Genomic DNA, 26001 nt, shown 5'->3' on the forward strand with positions numbered 1-26001 from the left:
CCCACTCCTACAGGTCAGGAAGGCGCGCGCATCATGTCGTACAGTTCATTGAGCAACTTGCGTCGGCTTAACACCAACTGCCAGCGATGCCCGCCCAGCTGGCGCCACAGGCGTGCGGCGCGGATGCCCGCCAGCAGCAGGGCGCGGATCTTCGAGGCGTTGCTGGCCTGCTGCAGGAAGCGCATGTCGCCGTGCACCTGGATGCGCTGACGCAGGGTGCTCAGGGTGTCCTGGTACAAGGCTCCGCTGGAAGCGATGACGTTTTCGTGAACCAGGCCGAAATGATCGGCTTGCGACTGGATCTGCGGCAGACGGTTGCCGATGGTGTCGAGCAGGTCGCCACGCTTGGCCAGTTGACGCTCAAGGCCCAGCATCGAAAGGGCGTAGCGCAGCGGCTCGCGTTGCAAGCTGCTGGGGTCGCGCTCCAGGGCGCCGACCAGTGCGCGGTAGCCGTCACGCAGGTTCAGGTCGTCGCCGCCGAACACTTCCAGGGTGCTGTTCGGGTCGCGTACCAGCAGGCTGCCGAGCATGCAGCCGATATTGGCTTCGCTGGCCTGCCCGGTGCGGGCGATGCGATCGACCAGCACAGCAGCCTGGAACACGCCGCCAAGGGCGATCAGTTGCTCCTGCAGATTGCTCATGCGCGTGGGCTCCAAGGCTCGGCGCTCTCGATCACGCCGCCGCCCAGGCATACCTCGCCGTCATAGAACACCACCGATTGACCCGGCGTCACGGCGCGTTGCGGTTCGTCGAACACCGCGCGGTAGCCGTTCGCGGTGCGTTCCAGGGTGCAGTGCTGGTCGCTCTGGCGGTAGCGCACCTTGGCGGTGAGTCGACGTGGGCTGCTCAGGTCGAGCCGGTTGACCCAGAAGATGTCCGAGGCGAGCAGGGCGCGGGAGAACAGCCACGGGTGTTCGTTGCCCTGGCCCACCACCAGCACATTGCGCGCCAGGTCTTTTTCCAGCACGTACCAGGGCTCGTCGCCGGCGTCTTTCAGGCCACCAATGCCCAGCCCCTGGCGCTGGCCGATGGTGTGGTACATCAGGCCGTGGTGCTGGCCGATCACTTCGCCGTCGGTGGTCTGGATCTCGCCAGGCTGGGCGGGCAGGTACTGCTTGAGGAAGTCGCTGAAGCGACGCTCGCCGATGAAGCAGATGCCGGTGGAGTCTTTTTTCTTCGCCGTGGCCAGGCCGTGTTTTTCGGCGATGGCACGTACTTCGGGCTTTTCCAGCTCGCCAACGGGGAACAGGGTGCGGGCGATTTCGGCGCCGCCCACGGCATGCAGGAAGTAGCTCTGGTCCTTGTTCGGGTCCAGGCCCTTGAGCAGTTCTGTCAGCTCGCCGGTATCGCGGCGACGCACGTAGTGGCCGGTGGCAATCAGGTCGGCACCCAGCGACAGGGCGTAGTCAAGGAAGGCCTTGAACTTGATTTCGCGGTTGCAGAGGATGTCCGGGTTGGGTGTACGGCCGGCCTTGTACTCTTCGAGAAAGTGCTCGAACACGTTGTCCCAGTATTCGGCGGCGAAGTTGGCGGTGTGCAGCTTGATGCCGATGCGATCGCACACGGCCTGGGCGTCGGCGAGGTCTTCGCGGGCGGTGCAGTACTCGGTGCCGTCATCCTCCTCCCAGTTTTTCATGAACAGACCTTCCACCTGGTAGCCCTGCTCCATGAGCAGAAGGGCGGAGACGGAAGAGTCCACGCCGCCGGACATGCCGACGATGACGCGGGTCCTGGAAGGGTCTTTGGGTGTTGGGCTGGTCATGGCTACCGATGTGTATCTGGGGGAAAAATTCCGATTCTATCAGGACGGCGCATCCGCGTCAGTCGCGCAGCAGCGAGAGGCTGTGCAGCGGGCCTGCGAGATAGTCGTCGAGGCAGCGTGGCACCAACTCGCTGCGCCAGCGCTCGGGTTCTGCGAGCAACTGCTCGCGGGTCAGCCACACGGCGCGGACGATGTCGCTGTCCAGGGCACGCTCGGGGTGGTGGCGCAGCGGACGGGCGGCGAAGCAGATGCGCTGGTAGGTCACGCCGTTGCTTGGCGCGGTGTAGAGGTAGATGCCGACCACGCCGGTCAATTCGACCTCCCAGGCGGTTTCCTCGAGGGTTTCACGCAGGGCGGCCTGGGGCAGGGTTTCGTTGGCTTCCAGGTGGCCGGCGGGTTGGTTGAAGACGTGCTTGCCAGCCTTGAACTCTTCGACGAAGAGGAATTTGCCCTCGTGTTCGACGATGGTGGCGACGGTGATGTGAGGTTGCCAGGTCATGAACAGCTCCATAAGGGCTGGTACGGACCCTGTAGGGGCGGGTTTATCGAGGCGTCGAACCGCCGCGAATGCGTCAGTGGATCCAGTATCGCATTCGCGGGTAAACCCGCTCCCGCAGGGCTCGCGTAGGCCGCTAGACATCTTTTATCCAGAAAGCACAAACCCCGGTGCGTGGCCGGGGTTTGTGCTGTTACTTCAAGCGAACCTTACAGGGCGGCGATGGCGCTGTTCAGGGTCTGGCTTGGACGCATCACCTTGGCGGTCAGCTCGGCATCAGGCGCGTAGTAGCCACCGATGTCGGCCGGCTTGCCCTGGACGGCGTTGAGCTCGGCGACGATGGTCGCTTCGTTCTCGGTCAGGGTCTTGGCCAGTGGGGCGAAGCGTGCCTGCAGGGCAGCGTCGTCGCTCTGGGCAGCCAGGGCCTGGGCCCAGTACAGGGTCAGGTAGAAGTGGCTGCCGCGGTTGTCGATACCGCCGACCTTGCGCGAAGGCGACTTGTTGGTGTCGAGGAACTTGCCGGTGGCCTGGTCCAGGGTGTTGGCCAGCACTTTGGCGCGCGGGTTGTCGTAGGTGTTGCCCAGGTGCTCAAGGGAGGCAGCCAGGGCCAGGAATTCACCCAGCGAATCCCAGCGCAGGAAGTTCTCTTCGACCAACTGCTGCACGTGCTTCGGTGCCGAACCGCCGGCGCCAGTTTCGAACAGGCCACCGCCGTTCATCAGCGGCACGATCGACAGCATCTTGGCGCTGGTGCCCAGTTCCATGATCGGGAACAGGTCGGTCAGGTAGTCGCGCAGCACGTTGCCGGTCACCGAGATGGTGTCCTTGCCTTCGCGGATGCGAGCCAGGGAGAGCTTGATGGCGTCGACCGGCGCCAGGACGCGGATGTCCAGGCCAGTGGTGTCGTGATCCTTCAGGTACTTCTGTACCTTCTCGATCATCACGCCGTCGTGGGCACGAGCCGGGTCCAGCCAGAACACCGCCGGGGTGTTGCTCAGGCGGGCGCGGTTGACAGCCAGTTTCACCCAATCCTGGATCGGTGCGTCCTTGGTCTGGCACATGCGGAAGATGTCACCGGCTTCGACGTTCTGCTCCAGAACGACGTTGCCCTTGCCATCGACCACGCGCACGACGCCGTCGGCCTTGATCTGGAAGGTCTTGTCGTGGGAGCCGTACTCTTCGGCTTTCTGCGCCATCAGACCGACGTTCGGTACGCTGCCCATGGTGGTCGGATCGAAGGCGCCGTTTTTCTTGCAGTCTTCGATGGTGGCCTGGTAGATGCCGGCGTAGCAGCGGTCAGGAATGATCGCCTTGGCGTCTTGCAGCTCGCCTGCGGTGTTCCACATCTTGCCCGAGTCGCGGATCATCGCTGGCATCGAGGCGTCGACAATGACGTCGCTCGGTACGTGCAGGTTGGTGATGCCCTTGTCGGAGTTGACCATGGCCAGGGCCGGGCGAACGGCGTACAGGGCCTGGATGTCGGCTTCGATCTCGGCCTGCTTGTCGGCTGGCAGGTCCTTGATGCGGGCGTACAGGTCGCCGATGCCGTTGTTGGCGTTGAAGCCCACTTCGGCCAGCGCAGCCGCGTGCTTGGTCAGCACGTCGTTGTAGAACTCTTCGACGATGACGCCGAACATGATCGGGTCGGAAACCTTCATCATGGTGGCTTTCAGGTGTACCGACAGCAGCACGCCCGAGGCCTTGGCATCGGCGATCTGCTCGGCGATGAAGGCTTTCAGGGCCTTGCGGCTCAGGGTGGCGCAGTCGATGACTTCGGCGGCCTTGACGGCGGTTTTCTCTTTCAGGACGGTGGTGGAACCGTCCTTGCCGACCAGCTCGATGCGCAGGCTGTCGTCAGCCTCGATCAGCGCGGCTTTCTCGCTGCCGTAGAAGTCGCCCTGGGTCATGTGGGCAACGTGCGACTTGGAGTCGGCGGCCCAGGCACCCATCTTGTGCGGGTGCTTGCGCGCGTAGTTCTTGACCGACAGCGGTGCACGACGGTCGGAGTTGCCTTCGCGCAGTACCGGGTTCACGGCGCTGCCCTTGATGCGGTCGTAGCGCGCGCGGGACTCTTTCTCTTCGGCGCTGGCCGGCTCGTCGGCGTAGTCGGGGATGTTGAAGCCCTTGGCCTGAAGTTCCTTGATCGCCGCCTTCAGCTGTGGAACCGAAGCGGAGATGTTCGGCAGCTTGATGATGTTGGCTTCAGGGGTGGTGGCCAGCTGGCCCAGTTCCGCCAGGTGATCGCCTACCTGCTTCTCTGCGCCCAGTTGTTCCGGGAACGCCGCGAGGATACGGCCAGCCAGGGAAATGTCGCGGGTTTCGACGGCGATGTCAGCCGAAGCGGTGAAGGCTTCGATGATCGGCAGCAGCGAGTAGGTGGCGAGGGCGGGGGCTTCGTCGGTGAAGGTGTAGATGATCTTGGAACGGGTGGGCATGCGGGTTAACTCTCTATGTGCTGAGCGTACTCGAGTCTCGAGGTGCGCAGGGTAGGCGCTTCGCCCTGGCGACGCCATGAGCGGATGGTCGAGAGGCTGCGAGCGGTGATGGTGGATGCATCAGTCGAGCGTCAAATGCTGGGATGCGGTAACAGCCCAGGCTTTCTGGCCTTTCCTGGCCGAGGGCGAGCCGCATTTTCCAAGGGTTCGCCCCGATGACCCTGCGGTCAGGGCCGGAGTATATCAAACCCTTTGGGCTAATCAGCAAGGCGAAGTGATATCGACGCCTTTATAAGACCAAAGATGTACGGGCAATGTGGCGTGATGCCGCAGGGTGCGGGGGCTGTCCGGCTTGCAGGTCGGCGGATGTGGTTTAGGCTCATTGGATCGCATGATGTCCAACCACCCCCGACAGCGGAGTAGTGCAAGCATGGGATACCAGAAAATCAAGGTTCCGACGGATGGCGCCAAGATCACCGTCAATGCAGATCATTCGCTCAACGTTCCCGACAACCCGATCATCCCCTACATCGAGGGCGATGGCATCGGTGTCGATGTCTCTCCGGTCATGATCAAGGTGGTGGATGCCGCCGTGCAGAAGGCCTACGGCGGCAAGCGCAAGATTGCCTGGATGGAGGTGTACGCCGGCGAGAAGGCCACGCAGGTCTATGACCAGGACACCTGGCTGCCCCAGGAGACCCTCGATGCGGTGCGCGACTACGTGGTGTCGATCAAGGGCCCGCTCACCACGCCGGTGGGTGGCGGTATCCGCTCGCTGAACGTCGCCCTGCGCCAGCAGCTCGACCTGTACGTCTGCCTGCGCCCGGTATTGTGGTTCCAGGGCGTGCCCAGCCCGGTGAAGAAGCCTGGCGATGTCGACATGGTGATCTTCCGCGAGAACTCCGAGGATATCTACGCCGGTATCGAGTGGAAGGCTGGCTCGCCCGAGGCCAACAAGGTGATCAAGTTCCTGAAGGAGGAAATGGGCGTCACCAAGATCCGGTTCGACCAGGACTGCGGCATCGGGGTCAAGCCGGTCTCGCGCGAGGGCACCAAGCGCCTGGTGCGCAAGGCCCTGCAGTATGTGGTGGATAACGATCGCGAGTCGCTGACCTTGGTGCACAAGGGCAACATCATGAAATTCACCGAGGGTGCTTTCAAGGACTGGGGTTACGAAGTGGCGAAAGACGAATTCGGCGCCGAGCTGCTCGATGGCGGCCCGTGGATGAAGTTCCGCAATCCGAAATCGGGCCGCGAAGTCATCGTCAAGGACGCCATTGCCGACGCCATGCTCCAGCAGATCCTGCTGCGTCCGGCCGAGTATGACGTGATTGCCACGCTCAACCTCAATGGCGACTACCTGTCCGACGCGCTGGCGGCGGAGGTGGGCGGTATCGGTATTGCGCCGGGCGCCAACCTTTCCGATACCGTGGCCATGTTCGAGGCGACCCATGGCACTGCGCCCAAGTATGCCGGGCAGGACAAGGTCAATCCGGGGTCGGTGATCCTGTCTGCCGAAATGATGTTGCGGCACATGGGCTGGACCGAGGCGGCCGACCTGATCATCAAGGGTACCAACGGCGCGATCGCCGCCAAGACCGTGACCTACGACTTCGAGCGCCTGATGGACGGCGCCAGGCTGGTGAGCAGCTCGGGCTTCGGCGATGAGATGATCAAGCACATGTGAGGTAACAAAAAAACCGGCCGTCTCTTCATATTAAAGAGGCGGCCAGTTTTTTCGTATAGGACAGGAGTCGGGGTCAGGCTTCGGCAGCCGTGTTCGCCTGCGAGGTGCCTACCGTGGTGTTGGGGCTGGAGATATTGACCGCGTGCAGTCCCTTGGGGCCTTGGACGATGTCGAAGGAGACGGTCTGGCCGGCCTTCAATGTCTTGTAGCCGTCCATCTGGATCGCCGAATAGTGGGCGAACAGGTCGTCTGTCTTGCCCTCTTCGTTGATGAACCCATAGCCCTTGGCATTGTTGAACCACTTGACTTTACCGCTTGCCATCCCTATGTCCCTCTGCAAAGGACTCCATCACTGGAGTATCATCCACTTCATCCGCATACGAACCGTGCGAAAAATCTGGTTGACTGCGCGGATCTTTATAGACCACGGTGGGTTCTTATTGGTTGTAACACCGTTTTGCCGATAGTCAAGGTCATGCGGCGGCCGCTCCTGCGGTGACTGCGCGGTCAATCCATTACCCTAACCTGTCGATATGATGAAATTCTTTCCATGCATGCACTCAGGCAGATTCGACTAACATTCAATCAGGATCATCCGAAGTCCGATGAGGACGACGGTGCAGGTCTGGCAGTGCAGGAAGCCAAGCCGATCCTGCAGGCGCCACCGATGTACAAGGTGGTTTTGTTCAATGATGACTACACGCCGATGGATTTCGTCGTCGAAGTGCTCGAGACGTTCTTCAGTCTGAACCGCGAGCTGGCGACCAAGATCATGCTGACCGTCCATACCGAGGGCCGGGCAGTGTGCGGATTGTTTACCCGCGACATCGCCGAGACCAAGGCCATGCAGGTCAATCAATACGCAAGAGAAAGCCAGCATCCGCTACTCTGTGAAATCGAGAAGGACGGTTAATCGCCGACCACTTGGGTATGAGGTGAAGCTATGTTAAACCGCGAGCTCGAAGTCACCCTCAATCTGGCCTTCAAGGAGGCCCGTTCGAAGCGTCATGAATTCATGACCGTCGAACACCTGTTGCTGGCACTCCTTGACAATGAGGCCGCCGCGACCGTTCTGCGCGCCTGTGGCGCCAATCTCGACAAGCTCAAGCATGACCTGCAGGAGTTCATCGATTCGACCACGCCACTGATTCCCGTCCACGACGAGGACCGCGAAACCCAGCCTACGCTCGGTTTCCAGCGTGTGCTGCAGCGCGCCGTTTTCCACGTGCAAAGCTCCGGCAAGCGTGAAGTGACCGGTGCCAACGTGCTGGTAGCGATCTTCAGCGAACAGGAAAGCCAGGCCGTGTTCCTGCTCAAGCAGCAGAGCGTGGCGCGCATCGATGTGGTCAACTACATCGCCCATGGCATCTCCAAGGTGCCGGGGCACGGTCCGCATGCCGACAGCGACCAGGAAATGCAGGATGAGGAGGGGGGCGAGGCGTCCTCGTCAAGCAACCCGCTGGACGCCTATGCCAGCAACCTCAACGAACTGGCCCGTGCCGGTCGTATCGATCCGCTGGTGGGGCGTGAGCAGGAGGTCGAGCGCGTCGCGCAGATCCTGGCCCGTCGCCGCAAGAACAACCCGCTGCTGGTCGGGGAGGCGGGCGTCGGCAAGACTGCCATCGCCGAAGGCCTGGCCAAGCGTATCGTCGATGGCCAGGTGCCGGACCTGTTGGCGCAGAGCGTGGTCTACTCGCTCGACCTGGGTGCCCTGCTGGCCGGCACCAAGTACCGCGGCGATTTCGAGAAGCGCTTCAAGGCGCTGCTCGGTGAGCTGCGCAAGCGTCCGCAGGCAATCCTGTTCATCGACGAGATTCACACCATCATTGGTGCCGGTGCGGCATCCGGTGGGGTGATGGATGCGTCCAACCTGCTCAAGCCGTTGCTGTCCTCCGGGGATATCCGCTGCATCGGCTCCACCACCTTCCAGGAATTCCGTGGCATCTTCGAGAAGGACCGTGCCCTGGCGCGGCGTTTCCAGAAGGTCGATGTCAGCGAGCCGTCGGTGGAAGATACAGTCGGTATCCTGCGTGGCCTGAAGGGGCGTTTCGAAAGCCACCACAACATCGAGTACAGCGATGAGGCGCTGCGCGCGGCTGCAGAACTGGCTGCTCGCTACATCAATGATCGCCACATGCCGGACAAGGCCATCGACGTGATCGATGAAGCGGGTGCATACCAGCGCCTGCAGCCGGAAGCCAGCCGGGTTAAGCGCATCGAGGTGCCGCAGGTCGAGGACATCGTCGCCAAGATCGCGCGGATTCCGCCGAAGCACGTCACCAGTTCCGACAAGGAGCTGCTGCGTAACCTGGAGCGTGATCTCAAGCTGACCGTGTTCGGTCAGGATGCGGCGATCGACTCGCTGTCCACCGCCATCAAGCTGTCGCGTGCAGGCCTGAAGGCGCCGGACAAGCCGGTCGGTTCGTTCCTGTTCGCAGGCCCGACCGGTGTCGGCAAGACCGAGGCTGCACGTCAGCTGGCCAAGGCGCTTGGGGTGGAGCTGGTGCGCTTCGACATGTCCGAGTACATGGAGCGGCATACCGTGTCGCGCCTGATCGGTGCGCCGCCCGGCTATGTCGGTTTCGACCAGGGCGGTCTGCTGACCGAGGCGATCACCAAGCAACCGCACTGTGTGCTGCTGCTCGATGAGATCGAGAAGGCCCATCCTGAAGTCTTCAACCTGCTGCTGCAGGTGATGGACCACGGGACGCTGACCGATAACAACGGGCGCAAGGCCGACTTCCGCAACGTGATCCTGATCATGACCACCAACGCGGGTGCCGAAACCGCGGCGCGTGCCTCGATCGGCTTCACCCAGCAGGATCATACGTCCGATGCCATGGAGGTCATCCGCAAGAGCTTCACGCCGGAGTTCCGCAACCGCCTGGACACCATCATCCAGTTCGGCCGCCTGAGCCACGAGACGATCAAGAGTATCGTCGACAAGTTCCTCATCGAGCTGCAGGCCCAGCTGGAAGACAAGCGCGTGTTGCTGGAGGTCAGCGACGAGGCGCGCGGCTGGCTGGCAGTCAAGGGCTACGACGTACAGATGGGCGCACGGCCGATGGCACGGCTCATCCAGGACAAGATCAAGCGGCCGCTGGCCGAGGAGATCCTGTTCGGCGAGCTGTCCGAGCACGGTGGCGTGGTGCATGTCGAGTTGCGTGACGGTGAGCTGGTCTTCGATTTCGAGACCGCGGCCGAGGTTGCGTAACAGCGGTGTCGCGCTGTGCCTGTGGGAGCGGCTTTGGTCGCGATCACAGGCACGGCCGGTCTACATTCAAGCAGATACAAAAAAGCCCGGCACATAGGCCGGGCTTTTTCATGGCTGGAGCTTAGCGGGCGCGGTAGGTGATGCGGCCCTTGCTCAGGTCGTATGGCGTCAGTTCGACGCGAACCTTGTCGCCAGTGAGAATACGGATGTAGTTCTTGCGCATCTTGCCGGAGATGTGCGCGGTAACGACGTGCCCGTTTTCCAACTCCACGCGGAACATGGTGTTGGGCAGGGTGTCGACGACAGTGCCTTCCATTTCGAAGCTGTCTTCTTTCGACATGCAGTAAAGCCCTCGGTATCCAGTGATGGCCCGACGCACGACTGCACCGGGCAAAAAAAGTGGCGTGGATTATGCCCGAAAACTGTGTTTCAAGCCAATGCTTTCAGTTGAGGCTGACCCAGCGCTGGTTGATCAGCAATTCGATGGGGCGATACTGGGTCTTGTAGTTCATCTTCTTGCAGTTCTTGATCCAGTAACCCAGGTAGACAGCCTCGAGATTCTGCCGCAGCGCTTCGGTGATCTGCCAGAGAATGGCAAAGCGCCCCAGGCTGCGACGTTCTTCATCGGGCTCGTAGAAGGTGTAGACCGCCGAAAGACCGTTGGGCAGCAGGTCGCACACGGCGATCGCCAGCAGGCGGCCTTCGAGGCGGAACTCGTAGAACCAGCAGAATGGCAGGTCGCGTACCAGGAAGGTGGAGAACTGGTCGCGGCTGGGCGGGTACATGTCGCCGTCCGAATGGCGCTGTTCGATGTAGCGTCGATACAGGTCGAAGTACTCTTCCTTGAACGCTGGGCGCGCAGCGGTGACGGTGACGTCGGCGTTGCGTTTGAGGATGCGCCGCTGCTGGCGGTTGGGGATGAAGCGTGCCGCGGGGATGCGTGCCGGTACGCAGGCATTGCAATTCTGGCAGTGCGGGCGATAGAGGTGATCGCCGCTGCGACGAAAACCCATTTCCGAAAGGTCGGCGTACACATGGACGTCCATCGGCTGGCTGGGGTCCAGGAACAGCGTGGTCGCCTGCTCCTCCGGCAGATAGCTGCAGGAGTGAGGTTGAGTGGCATAGAACTTCAACCGCGCCAACTCTGTCATGATTGACCCCTCGGCAAGACGTTGTCTTAAGTGTATGCCAGCAATGGGAACTCGCCTAGCGAACCCAGGTTGCCTTGCTGGGCTGGTCGAGGTGGCGCGCGAGATAGCGGGCGAACTCGGCGCGGCTGATGGAGCGAGCGCCGAGGCTGTGCAGGTGATTTGTCGGCATCTGGCAGTCGATCAGGGCAAAGCCGGCCTGGCGCAGGTGCTCGACCAGGGTTGCGAAACCAACCTTCGAAGCGTTGTCGGCGCGGCTGAACATGGACTCTCCGAAGAACAGCTGGCCCATGGCCAAGCCATACAGGCCGCCGACCAGCTCGCCATCCTGGCGCACCTCCACCGAATGGGCTATGCCGCGTCGATGCAGTTCACAGTAGGCGGCCTGCATGCTGTCGGTGATCCAGGTGCCGTCGGCGTAGTCGCGCGGTGCGGCGCACGCGGCGATGACCCGTTCGAAGTCGCTGTCGAAGCTGACCTGATAGCGACCCTGGCGCAGGAGCTTGGCCAGTGAGCGCGAAACGTGCAACTCGTCCGGGAAGAGTACGGTGCGCGGGTCCGGTGACCACCAGAGGATGGGTTGGCCGTCCTGGTACCAGGGAAAGCAGCCATGACGATAGGCTTGGATCAGGCGCTCTGGCGTCAGGTCGCCACCGGCGGCGAGCAGGCCGTTGGGCTCGTTCAGGGCTTTTTCCAGGGGCGGGAAGGTCAGCGAGTCGCGGGTCAGCCAGGTGAGCATGGTCTTTCGGCGGTAGGGGAGGGGAGAGGGCAGCATGGCGGCTGAAAGAAACGTGGTCAACGTCTGGCCTTGTGCTGCCTGAGGGGCTGCCAGCGAATGGGATTGGTTCCTGCCCGCCATGGGTGGTTTTGGCACAGCCTATTCGGCGGTTTCCTACGCATTAATGAGCCATCCGGCACCAACCCGGACATTTGCTGTCATACCTGTGCAAAAATACAGCATAAGCCTTTGTCACAGAACAAAATGCATGCTCAAATTGCACCCATGGAAATCGGCCCTCCGTTCATGCGCCATGCGGCGTGCCGCCATGGCGGCAGGCGGGCAGTAATGATAAAAGTAGTGGTTCGTCGGCCAGTCATCGGCTCGATCACTATTTAACGCGCAGCGAGCGCAGGAATAGACGCGTTTTGAAGAAATCCACCGCAACCCCGACCCCTTTGCCCGTGCCATTGTGGCGCCAGCAGTTGCATTATCGCCTGAAGGAAGGCGCGCTGATCGCCGTCGGTGCCCTGTGCCTGTACCTGTGGATGGCGCTGCTGACCTACGACACGTCCGATCCGAGCTTCAGCCACACCAGCAACGTCGACCAGGTGCAGAATGCTGCCGGGCGCGCCGGAGCCTTCTTCGCCGACATCCTGTTCATGGTGCTCGGCTATTTCGCCTACATTTTCCCGTTGCTGCTGGCAATCAAGACCTGGCAGATCTTCCGCGAGCGCCATCAGCCCTGGCAATGGAGCGGCTGGCTATTCTCCTGGCGCTTGATCGGCCTGGTGTTCCTGGTGCTGTCGGGCGCGGCGCTGGCGCATATCCATTTCCACCCCACTGCGAGCATGCCGTTCTCCGCAGGCGGTGCCCTGGGTGAAAGCCTGGGTGACCTGGCGCGCAACCTGCTGAACGTGCAGGGCAGCACGCTGATGTTCATCGCCCTGTTCCTGTTCGGCCTGACCGTGTTCACCGATCTGTCCTGGTTCAAGGTGATGGATGTCACCGGCAAGATCACCCTCGATCTGTTCGAACTGGTGCAGGGCGCAGCCACTCGCTGGTGGGAGGCGCGCAACGAGCGCAAGCGCCTGGTGGCGCAACTGCGCGAGGTAGATGACCAGGTCGATGAGGTGGTTGCTCCTGTGGTCGCGGACAAACGCGAGCAGATCAAGGCCCGCGAGCGCATCATCGAGCGCGACGAGGCACTCACCAAGCACGTGGCCCAGCGCGAGCAACAGCCGGCCCCGGTGATCAACATCCCCGCGCCGCCGCCCAAGGCCCCCGAACCGAGCAAGCGGGTGATGAAGGAGAAGCAGGCGCCGCTGTTCGTCGACAGCGCCGTCGAAGGCACGCTGCCGTCGATCTCCATTCTCGACCCGGCCGAGCAGAAGAAGATCGAGTATTCGCCCGAGTCGCTGGCTGGCGTCGGTCACCTGCTGGAAATCAAGCTGAAGGAGTTCGGTGTCGAGGTGTCGGTGGACTCCATCCATCCGGGCCCGGTGATTACCCGTTACGAAATCCAGCCGGCTGCAGGTGTCAAGGTCAGCCGCATCGCCAACCTGGCGAAGGACCTGGCGCGTTCGCTGGCAGTGACCAGCGTGCGGGTGGTCGAGGTGATCCCCGGCAAGACAACCGTGGGTATCGAAATCCCCAACGAGAACCGCCAGATGGTGCGCTTCTCCGAAGTGCTGTCGACCCCGCAGTACGACGAGCAGAAGTCGCCGGTCACCCTCGCGCTGGGTCATGACATCGGCGGCAAGCCAGTGATCACCGACCTTGCCAAGATGCCGCACCTGCTGGTGGCCGGTACCACCGGTTCCGGTAAATCGGTGGGTGTGAACGCGATGATCCTTTCGATCCTGTTCAAGTCCGGCCCTGAAGATGCGCGGCTGATCATGATCGACCCGAAGATGCTCGAACTGTCGATCTACGAAGGCATTCCGCACCTGCTGTGCCCGGTGGTCACCGACATGAAGGACGCCGCCAACGCCCTGCGCTGGAGCGTCGCCGAGATGGAGCGCCGCTACAAGCTGATGGCTGCCATGGGCGTGCGTAACCTGGCGGGCTTCAACCGCAAGATCAAGGACGCCCAGGAAGCGGGTGAGGTCATCCACGATCCGCTGTACCGTCGCGAGAGCATGGAAGACGAGCCGCCGACGCTCAAGACCCTGCCGACCATCGTGGTGGTTGTCGATGAATTCGCCGACATGATGATGATCGTCGGCAAGAAGGTCGAAGAGCTGATCGCGCGTATCGCCCAGAAGGCGCGGGCGGCCGGTATCCACCTGATCCTCGCCACCCAGCGTCCGTCGGTCGATGTGATCACCGGCCTGATCAAGGCCAACATCCCGACCCGCATGGCGTTCCAGGTGTCGAGCAAGATCGACTCGCGGACCATCATCGACCAGGGCGGTGCCGAGCAGCTGCTCGGTCATGGTGACATGCTCTACATGCCGCCGGGTACCAGCCTACCGATCCGTGTTCATGGTGCCTTCGTGTCCGACGATGAAGTGCATCGCGTGGTCGAGGCGTGGAAGCTGCGTGGCGCACCGGACTACAACGACGACATCCTCAACGGTGTCGAAGAGGCCGGCAGCGGCTTCGAAGGTGGCGGCGGTGGTGGCGATGGTGACGATGCGGAAACCGACGCCCTGTACGACGAAGCGGTGCAGTTCGTACTCGAGAGCCGCCGGGCGTCGATCTCCGCGGTACAGCGCAAGCTCAAGATCGGCTACAACCGTGCCGCGCGGATGATCGAGGCGATGGAGATGGCCGGCGTAGTCACCCCGATGAACAGCAACGGCTCGCGGGAAGTGATTGCCCCGGGTGGCCCGCGCGATTGATGATCACTTTGCCGGGCGCCAACGACGGCGTTCGGCCTATTCACTGCTCAATGAGGATTCCCATGCGCGCGATTCGCATGCTGTTGGTTTCTGCCCTGACCCTGGGCTCGGTTACGGCTCATGCCGGTGAGCAAGACGTACAGCGCCTGACCCAATTGCTGGAAAAGTCCCAGACCATCGAGGCCAACTTCTCCCAGCTGACCCTGGATGCCAGCGGCACCAGCTTGCAGGAAACGACCGGCAAGATGACGGTCAAGCGTCCGGGGCTGTTCTACTGGCACACCGATGCTCCGCAGGAGCAGGTGGTGGTGTCCGATGGGCAAAAAGTCACCCTCTGGGACCCGGACCTGGAACAGGCCACGGTCAAGAAGCTTGACGTGCGTTTGAGCCAGACCCCGGCGCTGCTGCTGTCCGGCGATGTCTCCAAGATCAGCCAGAGCTTCGAAATCGCGTCGAAGGAGCAGGGCGAGGTCATGGACTTCACCCTCAAGCCCAAGACCAAGGACACGCTGTTCGACTCCCTGCGCATCTCGTTCCGCAAAGGGCTGATCAATGACATGCAACTGATCGACAGCGTCGGTCAGCGCACCAACATCCTGTTTAACGGGGTCAAGGCCAACCAGGCTGTCCCGGCGAGCACGTTCCAGTTCAAGATCCCGGAAGGCGCCGACGTCATCCAGGAGTAACGCGAGGCATCATGGACCTGTTTCGAAGCGAACCCGTTGCCCAGCCTCTGGCTGCTCGCCTGCGTCCGTCCAACCTGGACGAGTACGTGGGCCAGGAGCACCTGCTGGCGCGCGGCAAGCCGCTGCGTGAAGCGTTGGAGCAGGGTGCGCTGCACTCGATGATCTTCTGGGGGCCGCCGGGGGTTGGCAAAACGACGCTGGCCCGGCTGCTTGCGCAGTTTTGCGATGCACATTTCGAGACGGTCTCGGCGGTGCTGGCGGGGGTCAAGGAAATCCGCCAGGCCGTCGAGGTGGCCAAGCAGCAGGCCGGCCAGTATGGTCGGCGTACCATCCTGTTCGTCGATGAAGTGCACCGCTTCAACAAGTCCCAGCAGGATGCCTTCCTACCCTACGTCGAAGACGGCACCTTGCTGTTCATCGGCGCCACCACCGAAAACCCTTCGTTCGAACTGAACAACGCCTTGCTGTCGCGGGCTCGGGTCTATGTGCTCAAGAGCCTGGACGAAGCGGCCCTGCGCAAGTTGGTCAACCGTGCGCTGACCGAAGAACGTGGGCTGGGCAAGCGCAACCTGCGGGTCGGCGATGAGGCGTTCAAAATGCTCATGGCTGCCGCCGATGGTGATGGTCGACGCATGCTCAACTTCCTCGAGAACGCTTCCGACCTTGCCGAGGATGGCAGCGAAATCGACGTGCAGATGCTGCAAAGCCTGCTTGGCGACAGCCGCCGCCGCTTCGACAAGGGTGGCGAGGCGTTCTATGACCAGATATCAGCGCTGCACAAGTCGGTGCGCGGCTCCAATCCTGACGGTGCGCTGTACTGGTTCGCGCGCATGCTCGATGGCGGTTGCGATCCCTTGTACATCGCCCGTCGCGTGGTGCGCATGGCCAGCGAGGACATCGGTAACGCCGACCCCCGCGCACTGAGCCTGTGTCTGGCAGCCTGGGATGTCCAGGAACGCCTGGGCAGCCCCGAGGGCGAGCTGGCGGTGGCTCAGGCCATCACTTACCTTGCCTGCGCACCCAAGAGCAACGCCGTCTACATGGGCTTCAAGACCGCCTTGCGCGAGGCCGCCGAGCATGGCTCGCTCGAAGTGCCACTGCACCTGCGCAACGCACCGACCAAGCTGATGAAGCAACTGGGCTATGGCGATGAGTACCGCTACGCCCACGACGAGCCGGATGCCTACGCAGCAGGCGAAGATTACTTCCCCGACGAGCTCGAGCCACGCCCCTATTACCAGCCAGTGCCACGTGGCCTGGAATTGAAGATTGGCGAGAAACTGCGCCACCTTGCCGAACTGGACCGCAACAGCCCCCGTCAACGGAGAAAAACGTGATTGCCCTGATCGCTTCGGTGAGCGCCGCAGGTATTGCGGGCACCTTGCTTCGCTTTGCGGCGGGCAACTGGGTCAATGCCCACTGGCCACGGCACTTCTATCTCGCTACGCTTGCGGTCAATCTGGTGGGCTGCCTGATCATTGGTGTGCTGTACGGCCTGTTTCTCAACAAGCCCGGCGTGCCGATCGAGGTACGTGCGGGGCTGATTGTCGGCTTCGTCGGCGGGTTGACCACCTTTTCATCCTTTTCACTGGATACCGTGCGCCTGCTCGAAAGCGGACAGGCGCCCCTGGCCTTCGGCTATGCCGCCGCCAGCGTGCTGGGCGGGCTGCTCGCCACCTGGGCTGGCCTGGCCCTGACCCGAATCTGAACCAACACCTAAACACAACGAGAGAACGATATGCTCGATTCCAAACTGTTACGCGGCCAACTTCAGGAAGTGGCGGAACGCCTGGCCTCCCGTGGCTTCAGCCTGGATGTCGCGCGCATCGAATCACTGGAAGAGCGCCGCAAGTCGGTGCAGACCCGCACCGAGCAGCTGCAGGCCGAGCGTAATGCCCGTTCCAAATCCATCGGCCAGGCCAAGGCCAAGGGCGAAGACATCGCCCCGCTGATGGCGGACGTCGAGCGCATGGCCAACGAGCTGGCGGCCGGCAAGACAGAGCTGGACGAGATCCAGGTCGAGCTCGACGGCATCCTGCTGACCATCCCCAACCTGCCGGACGCCAGCGTGCCGGTCGGCGCCAGCGAAGAAGACAATGTCGAAGTGCGCCGCTGGGGCACGCCGCAGGTCTTCGACTTCGAGATCAAGGACCACGTTGCCCTGGGTGAGGTCAGCGGTGGCCTGGACTTCGAAGCCGCGGCCAAGCTGTCCGGCGCGCGCTTTGCCGTGCTGCGTGGGCCGATCGCCCGTCTGCACCGCGCCCTGGCGCAGTTCATGATCAACCTGCACACCGGCGAGCACGGCTACGAGGAGCACTATACCCCGTACCTGGTACAGGCCCCGGCCCTGCAGGGCACCGGTCAGTTGCCGAAGTTCGAGGAAGACCTGTTCAAGATCACCCGCGAAGGCGAGGCCGACTTCTACCTGATCCCGACCGCCGAAGTGTCGCTGACCAATCTGGTGGCGGGCGAGATCCTCGACGCCAAGCAGTTGCCGCTGAAACTGGTCGCCCACACCCCGTGCTTCCGCAGCGAAGCCGGCGCATCGGGCCGTGACACTCGCGGCATGATCCGTCAGCACCAGTTCGACAAGGTCGAGATGGTCCAGGTGGTGGAGCCGTCCAAGTCGATGGAAGCCCTCGAAGGCCTGACCGCCAACGCCGAGCGCGTGCTGCAGTTGCTGGAACTGCCATACCGCGTACTGGCCCTGTGCACCGGCGACATGGGCTTCGGTGCGGTGAAGACCTACGACCTGGAAGTGTGGGTGCCGAGCCAGGGCAAGTTCCGCGAAATCAGCTCCTGCTCCAACTGTGGCGACTTCCAGGCCCGCCGCATGCAGGCCCGCTGGCGCAATCCGGAAACCGGCAAGCCGGAGCTGGTGCACACGCTCAACGGTTCGGGCCTGGCCGTGGGCCGTACGCTGGTTGCGGTGCTGGAGAACTACCAGCAGGCCGATGGTTCGATTCGCGTCCCTGAAGTGCTCAAGCCCTACATGGGCGGCGTCGAGGTTATCCGCTAAATGAAGTACCTGCCGCTGTTCCATAAGCTGCAGGGCGGCCGGGTTCTGGTCGTCGGCGGCGGTGAGATCGCCCTGCGCAAGGCGCGTCTGCTGGCGGATGCCGGGGGTGTGCTACGGGTGGTCGCGCCGGAAGTCGACGGCCAGTTGGCCGCACTGGCCAGGGAAGGCAGCGGAGAGGTGCTGGTGCGTGGCTATCAGGTCGCTGACCTGGAGGGGTGCCGTCTGGTGATCGCTGCCACCGATGACCCGGCGCTCAACGCGCAGGTGTCGGAAGACGCACAAGCGCGCAGCCTGCCGGTCAACGTGGTGGATGCACCGGCCCTGTGCACGGTGATCTTCCCTGCCATCGTCGATCGCTCGCCCTTGGTGGTGGCGGTATCCAGTGGCGGCGATGCGCCCGTGCTGGCACGCTTGATCCGGGCCAAGCTCGAGGCCTGGATTCCGTCCACCTATGGCGAGCTGGCAGGCCTGGCCGCGCGTTTTCGTGACAAGGTCAAGTCGCTGTACCCGGACGTCAACCAGCGGCGCGGCTTCTGGGAGACAGTGTTCCAGGGGCCGATCGCCGAGCGCCAGTTGGCCGGGCAGGGCGCCGAAGCCGAGCGCCTGTTGCAGGCCATGGTCGATGGCGCGCCTGTGCAACAGGGCGGTGAGGTCTATCTGGTCGGTGCCGGCCCTGGTGATCCCGACTTGTTGACCTTCCGTGCCTTGCGCCTGATGCAGCAGGCTGACGTGGTGCTTTACGACCGTCTGGTGGCTCCGGCCATCATCGAGATGTGCCGGCGTGATGCCGAGCGTATCTATGTCGGCAAGCGTCGCGCTGACCATGCCGTGCCCCAGGACCAGATCAACCGCCTGTTGGTCGATCTGGCCCGCCAAGGGAAGCGTGTGTTGCGCCTGAAGGGCGGCGATCCGTTCATCTTCGGCCGGGGCGGCGAGGAGATCGAGGAACTGGCCGACGAGGGCATCCCCTTCCAGGTGGTGCCGGGTATCACGGCGGCCAGCGGCTGTTCGGCCTACGGCGGTATTCCGCTGACTCACCGCGACTACGCCCAGTCGGTGCGCTTCGTCACGGGTCACCTCAAGGACGGCACCAGCAACCTGCCCTGGAATGACCTGGTGGCGCCAGCCCAGACCCTGGTGTTCTACATGGGCCTGGTTGGCTTGCCGACCATCTGCGCCGAGTTGATCCGTCATGGTCGTGCGGCAAGCACGCCGGCAGCGCTGGTGCAGCAGGGCACTACCCGCAATCAGCGCGTGTTCACCGGGACCCTGGCAGACCTGCCGGACCTGGTCGCCCGGCATGAAGTGCATGCGCCGACCCTGGTGATCGTTGGGGAAGTGGTGCAGTTGCGTGACAAGCTGGCCTGGTTCGAAGGGGCGCAGAACAGCTGATCACTGGGACCACTTTGTGATCCATTTGCGGGCAAGCCCGCTCCCACAGGTACGGCGTCGCTTTAAACCTGTGGGAGGGGGCTTGCCCGCGAATGGGCTGCTAACCAGCCCCAGCTATTTCAACCCTGCCATATTCCCTTGCCCGCCAACCGCTCACGATCATGGGGCAACGAGAAGTCCTGCAATGGCCCCTTGGGCACGATGCCGTTCGGGTTGATGGTCTTGTGGCTCATGTAGTAGTGCTTCTGGATATGCTCCATATTCACCGTCTGCGCCACCCCCGGCCACTGATAAAGCTCGCGCAGCCAGTTGGAGAGGTTCGGATAGTCCGCCAGTCGTCGCAGATTGCACTTGAAGTGCCCGTGATACACCGCATCGAAGCGCACCAACGTGGTGAACAGCCTTACATCCGCCTCGGTCAGGTATTCGCCTGCCAGGTAGCGCTGGGTGTGGAGCAGCGCCTCTAGGTGATCCAGCTCATTGAACACCTCATCGAACGCTGCCTCGTACGCCTCCTGGGTGGTGGCGAAGCCTGCGCGATAAACGCCGTTGTTCACCGCCGGGTAAATGCGTTCGTTGAGCGCATCGATGGTGGCGCGCAGTGGTTCGGGGTAGAGGTCCAGACGGTTGCCGGTCAACTCGTCGAACGCGCTGTTGAAGATACGGATGATTTCCGCTGATTCGTTGTTGACGATGCGCTTCTCTTGCTTGTCCCACAGCACGGGTACCGTCACCCGTCCGGTGTAGTGCGGATCATCCAAGGTATAGCGTTGATGCAGGTACCGGAGAGCGTCGAGATGATCGCCGGTCGAGCCTTGTGCGGTGTCGAAGGTCCAACCATGCTCGCCCATCAGCCAGCTCACTACAGATACGTCGATCAGTGGCTCCAGGCCCTTGAGTGCGCGGAGGATCAGGGTGCGGTGCGCCCATGGGCATGCCAGCGAAACATACAGGTGGTAACGGCCTGCTTCGGCCGCAGGTAGCGCATTTCGGCGCTGGGCGTTTTCGCGGCGGAAGGCGCCATCCTTGCTGTTCTGGTACCACTGGTCATGCCAGCGGCCGTCGATCAAAAGGCCCATGTGGAGCTCCAATTACAAGTCGTTTGTCGTTGGAGCTCAGTCTAGGGCATACCGTTCGAATAAATAGCGCAAATATCGCCGGTCATTGATCGAGTGATTAGATGTTTCGGTTTGACCAGAACGTGCGCGCGGTGCTGAACGCCAGTTCGCGATCCTGGCCCAGACCGCGCAGCGCCAGGGCCATGGTCGCGACTACTGCCAGCTCGCCATAGCTGTCCTGCGCCGCGCCGCGCCATACCGCCAACAGATGCTCAGGCTCAAGCTTTGCCGGCTTGACGTGGCGTTGTGCGCTCAGCGCGGGCCATTCTTCGTCCCAGGCCTCGCTGCCAGTAGTGCCGTACAAGTGACTGACGACATCGGGGTTCACCTCGATCTCGCCGCCATCACCTTTGATCACCAGGGCGTGATCGCCGAGCAGGCGGCTGGCTTCGCGGTGCACGGCCTGGTAGCCGGGGTGGAAGATGCTTTGCAGGCCGCAGCGGGCGCCGAGTGGGTTGAGCACGCGGGCCAGGGAGTGGATCGGCGAGCGTAGGCCCAAGGTGTTGCGCAGGTCGATCATCCGCTGCAACTGCGGCGCCCAGTCCTGCAACGGGAAGAAGGCCAGTTGCTGCTGATCCAGGCTGCTGGCGACCGCTTGCCAGTCACGGCAGAGGGGGATGTCCAGCAGGGTGAGCAACTGTTCGGTGTATAGGCGCCCGGCCGTGTGGGCGCCGCCGCCATGCATGAGAATACGCACGCCGTTGCCAGCCAGGCACTTGGCGGCCAGCAGGTACCAGGGCAGGTGGCGCTTCTTGCCGGCATAGCTTGGCCAGTCGATATCCACGGCGATCGATGGCGCTTGCAGGTGGCTGCGCAGGGCTTCGGTGAAACCAGCCAGTTCCTCGGCACTTTCCTCCTTGTGCCGCAGCAGCATCAGGAAGGCGCCCAGTTGGGTGTCTTCGACTTTCCCTTCGAGCAGCAGTGTCATCGCCGCGCGCGCTTCCTCGCGGGTCAAGCCCCGTGCCCCTCGCTTGCCCTTGCCAAGAATGCGCACGAATTCGGCGAAGGGGTGTTCGGCCGGGGTTTCCAGGGTCAGGGGGCTTGGGCTGTCGGTCATCGGCTCGGTCATATGCAGTTGGTCGGCTTGGGCAGGCCCGCCAGCTTGGCGGCCAGTTTGGCGGGGGTGCCGTTGAACAGACGGTTCAGGTGCGGGCTGTTGCCCTTGTCCGGGCCCAGCTTCAGGGCGGTGTACTTGATCAGCGGACGAGTCGCTGGCGAAAGCTGATATTCGTCGTAGAACTGACGCAGCAGTTCGAGGACTTCCCAATGGTCCGGGGTCAATGCGATCGCTTCACGGGCGGCCAGGGCTTGGGCGACCTCGTGGGACCAGTCCTGCAAGTCGACCAGGAAGCCGTCCTTGTCCAGGGCGATCGAGCGATCGCCGACAGTCAGGTTGCTCATAGCCAGGTGTTGACCTTGTCGTAGTGCAGCGAGAGCTCGACGAAGGCGGGATAGTCCACGGCCTTTGCCAACTCGCTGGGGATTGCGCGGGCCTGTAGGTCTTCTTCGAGGGCGAACAGGCGTTGCTCCAGGCCTGCAGCGTGCAACACCCGGTAAGGTTCGCTGCCAGGCTTGAGGGCGTAGGTTGCATCGCCGCACAGCAGCAGCGCGTCCTGGGTGTCCAGCAAACGCAGGCAACTGGCCAGGCGGTCGTCGCCGAAGGGCGAATGGCTGATTACATGCAAGGTCATCATCAGAGGGTCACCACCTGGTCGAAACGGGCGATCAGTGCGCGCAGCGCTGCATCGTCGAGAACCTGTACCGGCAGTTCCAGCGTGCTGCCGTCCAGCCCGCGCTGCTGGAGGCTGTGCGCGCAGGCGAACAGTTCCTCGACCCCGAACATCGGAAGCGCCTGCAGGTTGGCGGCAAGGTTCTTCTGCTGCAGCAGCGCCGGTTGTTGGCTGCTGGCGAGCTGGAAGACACCGTCGTCGAGAAACAGCATGCCCAGCGGCAGGTCGAAGGCGCCACCGGCAAGCGCGATATCCAGCGCTTCGCGGGCGGATGGCCCATTCCAAGGCGCCTGACGGCTGATGATCAACAAGGATCTGGCCATTTCAATCGCCTCCGAAGCAGACCAGGCGGTCTGCCATTTGCGCAGCTTCGTGCAGTTGCCCAAGGCCGGACAGCTCCCAGGGTTTGGGCAGGTTCACGGCAGGGCGCTGGTAGCGGTTGGCTTCGGCCTCGTCGAGCACGCCACGGCGCAATGCTGCGGCGATGCAGACCACGGCATCGAGCTGATGGTCGCTGACGAAGCTGCGCCATTGCGCTGCCACATCCTGTTCATCCTGCGGCGCGACGACGTTGGCCGAGGCGCTGTGCACCCCATCCTGATAGAAGAACAGTCGGGTAATCTCGTGTCCGCCGGCCAGGGCCGCCTCGGCGAAGCGCAGCGCGCGGCGCGAGGAGGGCGCATGGGCCGGAGAAAACACCGCGATGGCGAATTTCATGGAAGGCTCGTGCAAAGAAATGCCGTCATGATAAAGCAAAAAGCCCGCACCTGTAGGCGCGGGCTTTTGTCTGACGGCAACGATGGTCAGGCGCGTTCCTTGCTCTCTGGCAGGAACCAGTTCAGCACCAGGGCGCAGATGCCGCCGGTGGCAACGCCCGACTCCAGAACGTTACGCAGCGCCGCCGGCATGTGCGCCAGGAACTCCGGCACCTGCGCCACGCCCAGCCCCAGGGCCAGCGACACGGCGATGATCAGCAGCGCCCGCCGGTCCAGGCGGGTGCTGGCCAGGATGTTGATCCCTGATGCCGCCACCGCACCGAACATCACCATCGCAGCGCCACCCAGCACAGGCTCCGGCACGGCCTGGATCACCCCGGCTACGCTCGGAAACAGCCCCAGCAGTACCAGCATGAGCGCGATCCAGACACCGATATGACGGCTGGCGATGCCCGTCAGCTGGATCACCCCATTGTTCTGCGCAAAGATCGAGCTGGGGAAGGTGTTGAACAGGCCCGCCAGCAGCGAGTTGGCACCATTGACCAGCACCCCGCCCTTGATCCGTTGCATCCACACCGGCCCCTCGACCGGCTGGCGCGACACTTTGCTGGTGGCTGTCACATCGCCAATGGCTTCCAGCGAGGTCACCAGATAGATCACCAGCATCGGAATGAACAGCGCCCAGGAGAAGCCCAGGCCGAAGTGCAGCGGGACCGGCACCTGGAACAGCGCTGCCTCGTGCATACCAGTGAAGTCCAGGCGCCCCAGGTAGCCTGCCAACGCATAGCCCACCGCCAGCGCGATGACGATGGCGCAGCTGCGCATCCACACCACCGGAATCCGGTTGAGGATCACGATGATCGCCAGCACCACGCCCGACAGCAGCAGGTTCTCGCCATTGGCGAAGGTGCCATTGCCCATGGCCGTAAAGCCACCACCCATGCTGATCAGGCCAACCTTGATCAGCGTGAGGCCGATCATCAGCACCACGATGCCGGTCACCAGTGGGGTGATCAGGCGCTTGATGAACGGCAGGATGCGCGAAACGCCCATCTCCACGAACGAGCCGGCGATCACGACCCCGAAGATCGCCGCCATCACGCCTTCGACTGGCGTGCCTTGCTTGACCATCAGCGCACCACCGGCAATCAGCGGCCCGACGAAGTTGAAGCTGGTGCCCTGGACGATCAGCAATCCCGCGCCGAATGGCCCGAAGCGCTTGCACTGGACGAAGGTGGCGATGCCCGAGATCACCAACGACATCGACACGATCAGGTTGGTGTCCCGCGGCGAAACGCCCAGCGCCTGGCAGATCAACAGGCCGGGAGTGACGATTGGCACGATGATCGCCAACAAGTGCTGCAGTGCTGCCAGCAGGCCGATCAGTGGCCGCGGCTTGTCCTCGAGGCCAAGGACCAGTTCGTTGGCAGGCGCCGTCGCGCCCGGCTCGTGTTCGAGTGAACTCATGGGAAACCGCCCCGAAGAAAAAAGGAGCGCATTTTACGGGGCCCGACGGCGAAGGGGTAGAGGTACGTCTTGGCCGGGCTGCTCTTTGTTTCTTTGTGGAGGTGGGGGGGGGCGTGCAACCCCAAAAGCACCCGCCCACAAAAAAGCCCGCCGAAGCGGGCTTTCCTGAACCGTCCAATCGCTAACGATCAGTCGTCACGACCCATGATGCCGAACAGCTGCAGCAGGCTGACGAACAGGTTGTAGATCGATACATACAGGCTGATGGTCGCCATGATGTAGTTGCGCTCGCCGCCATGGATGATGGCGCTGGTCTGGAACAGGATGCAGACCGACGAGAACAGCACGAAGCCAGCGCTGATTGCCAGTTGCAGGCCGCTGATCTGGAAGAAGAAGCTCGCGACCACGGCACCCAGCAACACGAAGAAGCCCGCGGTGATGAAGCCGCTGAGGAAGCTCATGTCGCGGCGGGTGATCAGCACGTAGGCCGACAGGCCACCGAATACCAGTGCGGTCATGGCGAAGGCCGAGCTGACCACTTCAGCGCCACCGGCCATGCCGAGGTAGCGGTTGAGGATCGGGCCGAGGATGAAGCCCATGAAGCCGGTGAGGGCGAAGGTCGAAACCAGGCCCCAGACCGAGTCACGCAGCTTGGCGGTGAGGAAGAACAGCCCGTAGAAGCCGATCAGCACCACGAAGATGTTCGGGTAACCAACACGCATCTGTTGAGCGACGAAAGCCATCACGCCGCTGAAGGCAAGCGTGAGCGCCAGCAGGCTGTACGTGTTGCGCAGGACCTTGCTGACCTCCTGCTGTTCGACCTGCTGGCCGTGTTGTACGGCGTAATCCTGTTCGCGCATGGCGACACTCCTGTGGGTTTGAAACGTTCAGATGCAAAGATCATAACAGAGCCTCTGCAACGGGCGACAGAGAGAGTTTGACAGCGTGTTTCATTACGGTATGATTGCCGCCGCAAAACAAGCTGGAAGCGTGGCCGAGTGGTTTAAGGCAACGGTCTTGAAAACCGTCGATGGGCAACTATCCTAGAGTTCGAATCTCTACGCTTCCGCCACATTCAAAGCCCTGATTTTTCAGGGCTTTTTGCGTTTCTGGAGCATGGAAAAACCACCCGTGGGAACGCCCTTGGGAATGGTTTGATTTGTCAGCGCTGACAATACTTTGCTACTTGGTTGGTTTCGCCAGGGCTCCAATTCGACGATAAACCCGCTCGATAATGTCGCCCTTGGTGTGGCCAAGCAGCAGGCTGGCGTGGTCGATATCAGCGATCTCAGACGCAGCCTTCGGGCGAATGTCTCGGAATTGCAATTGTCCGATCCTGCTGGCTAGCGCCTGGTCACCGGCGGCGACTGCTTCCTTCACCACTTCCTCCCTGGCATCGTCCCAGCGGTGGCGCAGCATGGGCGCTGTCACCCGCTTGCCTTTCTCGGTCACTTGCTTGACCGCTCTGATCTTGAACTCTTCGGGGTAACGCTGACGACTCATGGCGCCTCCTATTTGGGCCTCATTATGAGGCTTGAAGGTGTCTACGAAACCAGGCGCGATTCAT

At 62.5% G+C, this 26001-nt stretch carries 26 protein-coding genes, 1 tRNA gene and 1 pseudogene; 10 read left to right on the forward strand and 18 right to left on the reverse strand.

The annotated features are described in order from the left end of the window. Positions 1-14: 14 nt before the first annotated feature. The 4 genes from hflD to VA602_RS19020 all read right to left on the reverse strand — a co-directional run bounded on the left by hflD (position 15) and on the right by VA602_RS19020 (position 4693). Entirely contained in the window at positions 15-641 is a 627-nt protein-coding gene (hflD, locus tag VA602_RS19005; protein ID WP_323453979.1) for a high frequency lysogenization protein HflD, read from the reverse strand. After that, positions 638-1762, reverse strand: a complete 1125-nt coding sequence (gene mnmA / locus VA602_RS19010) for a tRNA 2-thiouridine(34) synthase MnmA (RefSeq protein ID WP_323453980.1) — start codon at positions 1760-1762, stop codon at positions 638-640. Before mnmA ends, hflD begins: the two co-directional genes overlap by 4 nt. A 58-nt stretch (positions 1763-1820) precedes the next feature. Beyond that, the gene (locus tag VA602_RS19015; RefSeq protein ID WP_054892337.1) at positions 1821-2261 is read right to left on the reverse strand and encodes an NUDIX hydrolase; all 441 of its coding nucleotides are present in this window, start codon (positions 2259-2261) and stop codon (positions 1821-1823) included. 206 nt (positions 2262-2467) lie between these two features. After that, positions 2468-4693 carry an NADP-dependent isocitrate dehydrogenase gene (locus VA602_RS19020; RefSeq protein ID WP_323453981.1) on the reverse strand — a complete coding sequence of 742 codons (2226 nt, stop codon included), beginning with the start codon at positions 4691-4693 and terminating at the stop codon, positions 2468-2470. A 430-nt stretch (positions 4694-5123) separates the two neighbouring features. Here VA602_RS19020 and icd point away from each other — a divergent pair, with 430 nt between their 5' ends. After that, the gene (gene icd / locus VA602_RS19025; protein ID WP_054892335.1) at positions 5124-6380 is read left to right on the forward strand and encodes an NADP-dependent isocitrate dehydrogenase; all 1257 of its coding nucleotides are present in this window, start codon (positions 5124-5126) and stop codon (positions 6378-6380) included. 73 nt (positions 6381-6453) lie between these two features. On the opposite strand, the gene cspD is transcribed toward icd, so the two are convergent. Beyond that, positions 6454-6702: a cold shock domain-containing protein CspD gene (gene cspD / locus VA602_RS19030; protein WP_065864369.1), complete on the reverse strand. Its 249-nt coding sequence runs from the start codon at positions 6700-6702 to the stop codon at positions 6454-6456. Positions 6703-6930: 228 nt separating this feature from the next. Here cspD and clpS point away from each other — a divergent pair, with 228 nt between their 5' ends. Further along, a complete protein-coding gene (gene clpS, locus VA602_RS19035) occupies positions 6931-7293 on the forward strand; it encodes an ATP-dependent Clp protease adapter ClpS (RefSeq protein WP_054892333.1) in 363 nt (120 codons plus the stop codon). 30 nt (positions 7294-7323) lie between these two features. Beyond that, the gene (clpA, locus tag VA602_RS19040) at positions 7324-9594 is read left to right on the forward strand and encodes an ATP-dependent Clp protease ATP-binding subunit ClpA (protein WP_323453982.1); all 2271 of its coding nucleotides are present in this window, start codon (positions 7324-7326) and stop codon (positions 9592-9594) included. 121 nt (positions 9595-9715) lie between these two features. Here the strand turns inward: clpA and infA are convergent, their stop codons facing one another. From infA to aat, 3 genes are all read right to left on the reverse strand, one after another. Further along, positions 9716-9934 (reverse strand): translation initiation factor IF-1, encoded by a 219-nt coding sequence (infA, locus tag VA602_RS19045; RefSeq protein WP_002553999.1) that lies wholly within the window; start codon positions 9932-9934, stop codon positions 9716-9718. A gap of 103 nt (positions 9935-10037) precedes the next feature. Next, on the reverse strand, positions 10038-10745 hold the full coding sequence (locus VA602_RS19050) for an arginyltransferase (RefSeq protein ID WP_054892331.1): 708 nt from the start codon (positions 10743-10745) through the stop codon (positions 10038-10040). Between the two features lie 55 nt (positions 10746-10800). Continuing rightward, positions 10801-11481, reverse strand: coding sequence for a leucyl/phenylalanyl-tRNA--protein transferase (gene aat / locus VA602_RS19055; RefSeq protein ID WP_323453983.1), 681 nt, complete (start codon positions 11479-11481; stop codon positions 10801-10803). 407 nt (positions 11482-11888) lie between these two features. On the opposite strand from aat, the gene ftsK reads away from it, so the two are divergent. The 6 genes from ftsK to cysG all read left to right on the forward strand — a co-directional run bounded on the left by ftsK (position 11889) and on the right by cysG (position 19403). Then, on the forward strand, positions 11889-14306 hold the full coding sequence (gene ftsK, locus VA602_RS19060) for a DNA translocase FtsK (RefSeq protein ID WP_323453984.1): 2418 nt from the start codon (positions 11889-11891) through the stop codon (positions 14304-14306). Between the two features lie 62 nt (positions 14307-14368). Beyond that, positions 14369-14992 (forward strand): outer membrane lipoprotein chaperone LolA, encoded by a 624-nt coding sequence (gene lolA, locus VA602_RS19065; protein ID WP_323453985.1) that lies wholly within the window; start codon positions 14369-14371, stop codon positions 14990-14992. 11 nt (positions 14993-15003) lie between these two features. Next, positions 15004-16329 carry a replication-associated recombination protein A gene (locus VA602_RS19070; protein ID WP_054892327.1) on the forward strand — a complete coding sequence of 442 codons (1326 nt, stop codon included), beginning with the start codon at positions 15004-15006 and terminating at the stop codon, positions 16327-16329. Further along, on the forward strand, positions 16326-16700 hold the full coding sequence (gene crcB / locus VA602_RS19075) for a fluoride efflux transporter CrcB (RefSeq protein WP_054892326.1): 375 nt from the start codon (positions 16326-16328) through the stop codon (positions 16698-16700). The genes VA602_RS19070 and crcB overlap by 4 nt, the downstream gene beginning before the upstream one ends. Before the next feature lie 30 nt (positions 16701-16730). Next, positions 16731-18011 (forward strand): serine--tRNA ligase, encoded by a 1281-nt coding sequence (gene serS, locus VA602_RS19080; protein WP_323453986.1) that lies wholly within the window; start codon positions 16731-16733, stop codon positions 18009-18011. After that, the gene (gene cysG / locus VA602_RS19085) at positions 18012-19403 is read left to right on the forward strand and encodes a siroheme synthase CysG (RefSeq protein ID WP_063544267.1); all 1392 of its coding nucleotides are present in this window, start codon (positions 18012-18014) and stop codon (positions 19401-19403) included. A gap of 119 nt (positions 19404-19522) precedes the next feature. On the opposite strand, the gene VA602_RS19090 is transcribed toward cysG, so the two are convergent. The 8 genes from VA602_RS19090 to VA602_RS19125 form a co-directional block, all read right to left on the reverse strand. Then, positions 19523-20482, reverse strand: coding sequence for a glutathione S-transferase family protein (locus VA602_RS19090; protein ID WP_323453987.1), 960 nt, complete (start codon positions 20480-20482; stop codon positions 19523-19525). A gap of 97 nt (positions 20483-20579) precedes the next feature. Beyond that, on the reverse strand, positions 20580-21578 hold the full coding sequence (locus VA602_RS19095; protein ID WP_323453988.1) for a glycosyl transferase family protein: 999 nt from the start codon (positions 21576-21578) through the stop codon (positions 20580-20582). A gap of 8 nt (positions 21579-21586) precedes the next feature. After that, entirely contained in the window at positions 21587-21922 is a 336-nt protein-coding gene (locus VA602_RS19100) for a TusE/DsrC/DsvC family sulfur relay protein (protein WP_054892321.1), read from the reverse strand. Beyond that, positions 21919-22215, reverse strand: a complete 297-nt coding sequence (gene tusB / locus VA602_RS19105; protein ID WP_153773019.1) for a sulfurtransferase complex subunit TusB — start codon at positions 22213-22215, stop codon at positions 21919-21921. The genes VA602_RS19100 and tusB overlap by 4 nt, the downstream gene beginning before the upstream one ends. Then, positions 22215-22574: a sulfurtransferase complex subunit TusC gene (tusC, locus tag VA602_RS19110; RefSeq protein ID WP_065864358.1), complete on the reverse strand. Its 360-nt coding sequence runs from the start codon at positions 22572-22574 to the stop codon at positions 22215-22217. The genes tusB and tusC overlap by 1 nt, the downstream gene beginning before the upstream one ends. A gap of 1 nt (position 22575) precedes the next feature. Next, positions 22576-22968: a sulfurtransferase complex subunit TusD gene (tusD, locus tag VA602_RS19115; protein WP_323453989.1), complete on the reverse strand. Its 393-nt coding sequence runs from the start codon at positions 22966-22968 to the stop codon at positions 22576-22578. Positions 22969-23054: 86 nt separating this feature from the next. Further along, on the reverse strand, positions 23055-24434 hold the full coding sequence (locus VA602_RS19120) for a nucleobase:cation symporter-2 family protein (protein ID WP_323453990.1): 1380 nt from the start codon (positions 24432-24434) through the stop codon (positions 23055-23057). A gap of 188 nt (positions 24435-24622) precedes the next feature. Beyond that, positions 24623-25294 (reverse strand): Bax inhibitor-1/YccA family protein, encoded by a 672-nt coding sequence (locus VA602_RS19125; protein ID WP_054892316.1) that lies wholly within the window; start codon positions 25292-25294, stop codon positions 24623-24625. Positions 25295-25418: 124 nt separating this feature from the next. Here VA602_RS19125 and VA602_RS19130 point away from each other — a divergent pair. Further along, positions 25419-25506: transfer RNA gene (locus VA602_RS19130), tRNA-Ser, on the forward strand. 110 nt (positions 25507-25616) lie between these two features. Here VA602_RS19130 and VA602_RS19135 read toward each other — a convergent pair. Further along, positions 25617-25886: an integrase gene (locus VA602_RS19135; RefSeq protein ID WP_456154090.1), complete on the reverse strand. Its 270-nt coding sequence runs from the start codon at positions 25884-25886 to the stop codon at positions 25617-25619. Continuing rightward, positions 25863-25937, reverse strand: a pseudogene (locus VA602_RS19140) (transposase); the annotation flags it as partial. The pseudogene VA602_RS19140 and the gene VA602_RS19135, both read right to left, overlap by 24 nt. Positions 25938-26001 lie beyond the last annotated feature (64 nt).

The sequence above is a fragment of the Pseudomonas machongensis genome (genome assembly GCF_034961125.1).
Taxonomy (GTDB): domain Bacteria; phylum Pseudomonadota; class Gammaproteobacteria; order Pseudomonadales; family Pseudomonadaceae; genus Aquipseudomonas; species Aquipseudomonas machongensis.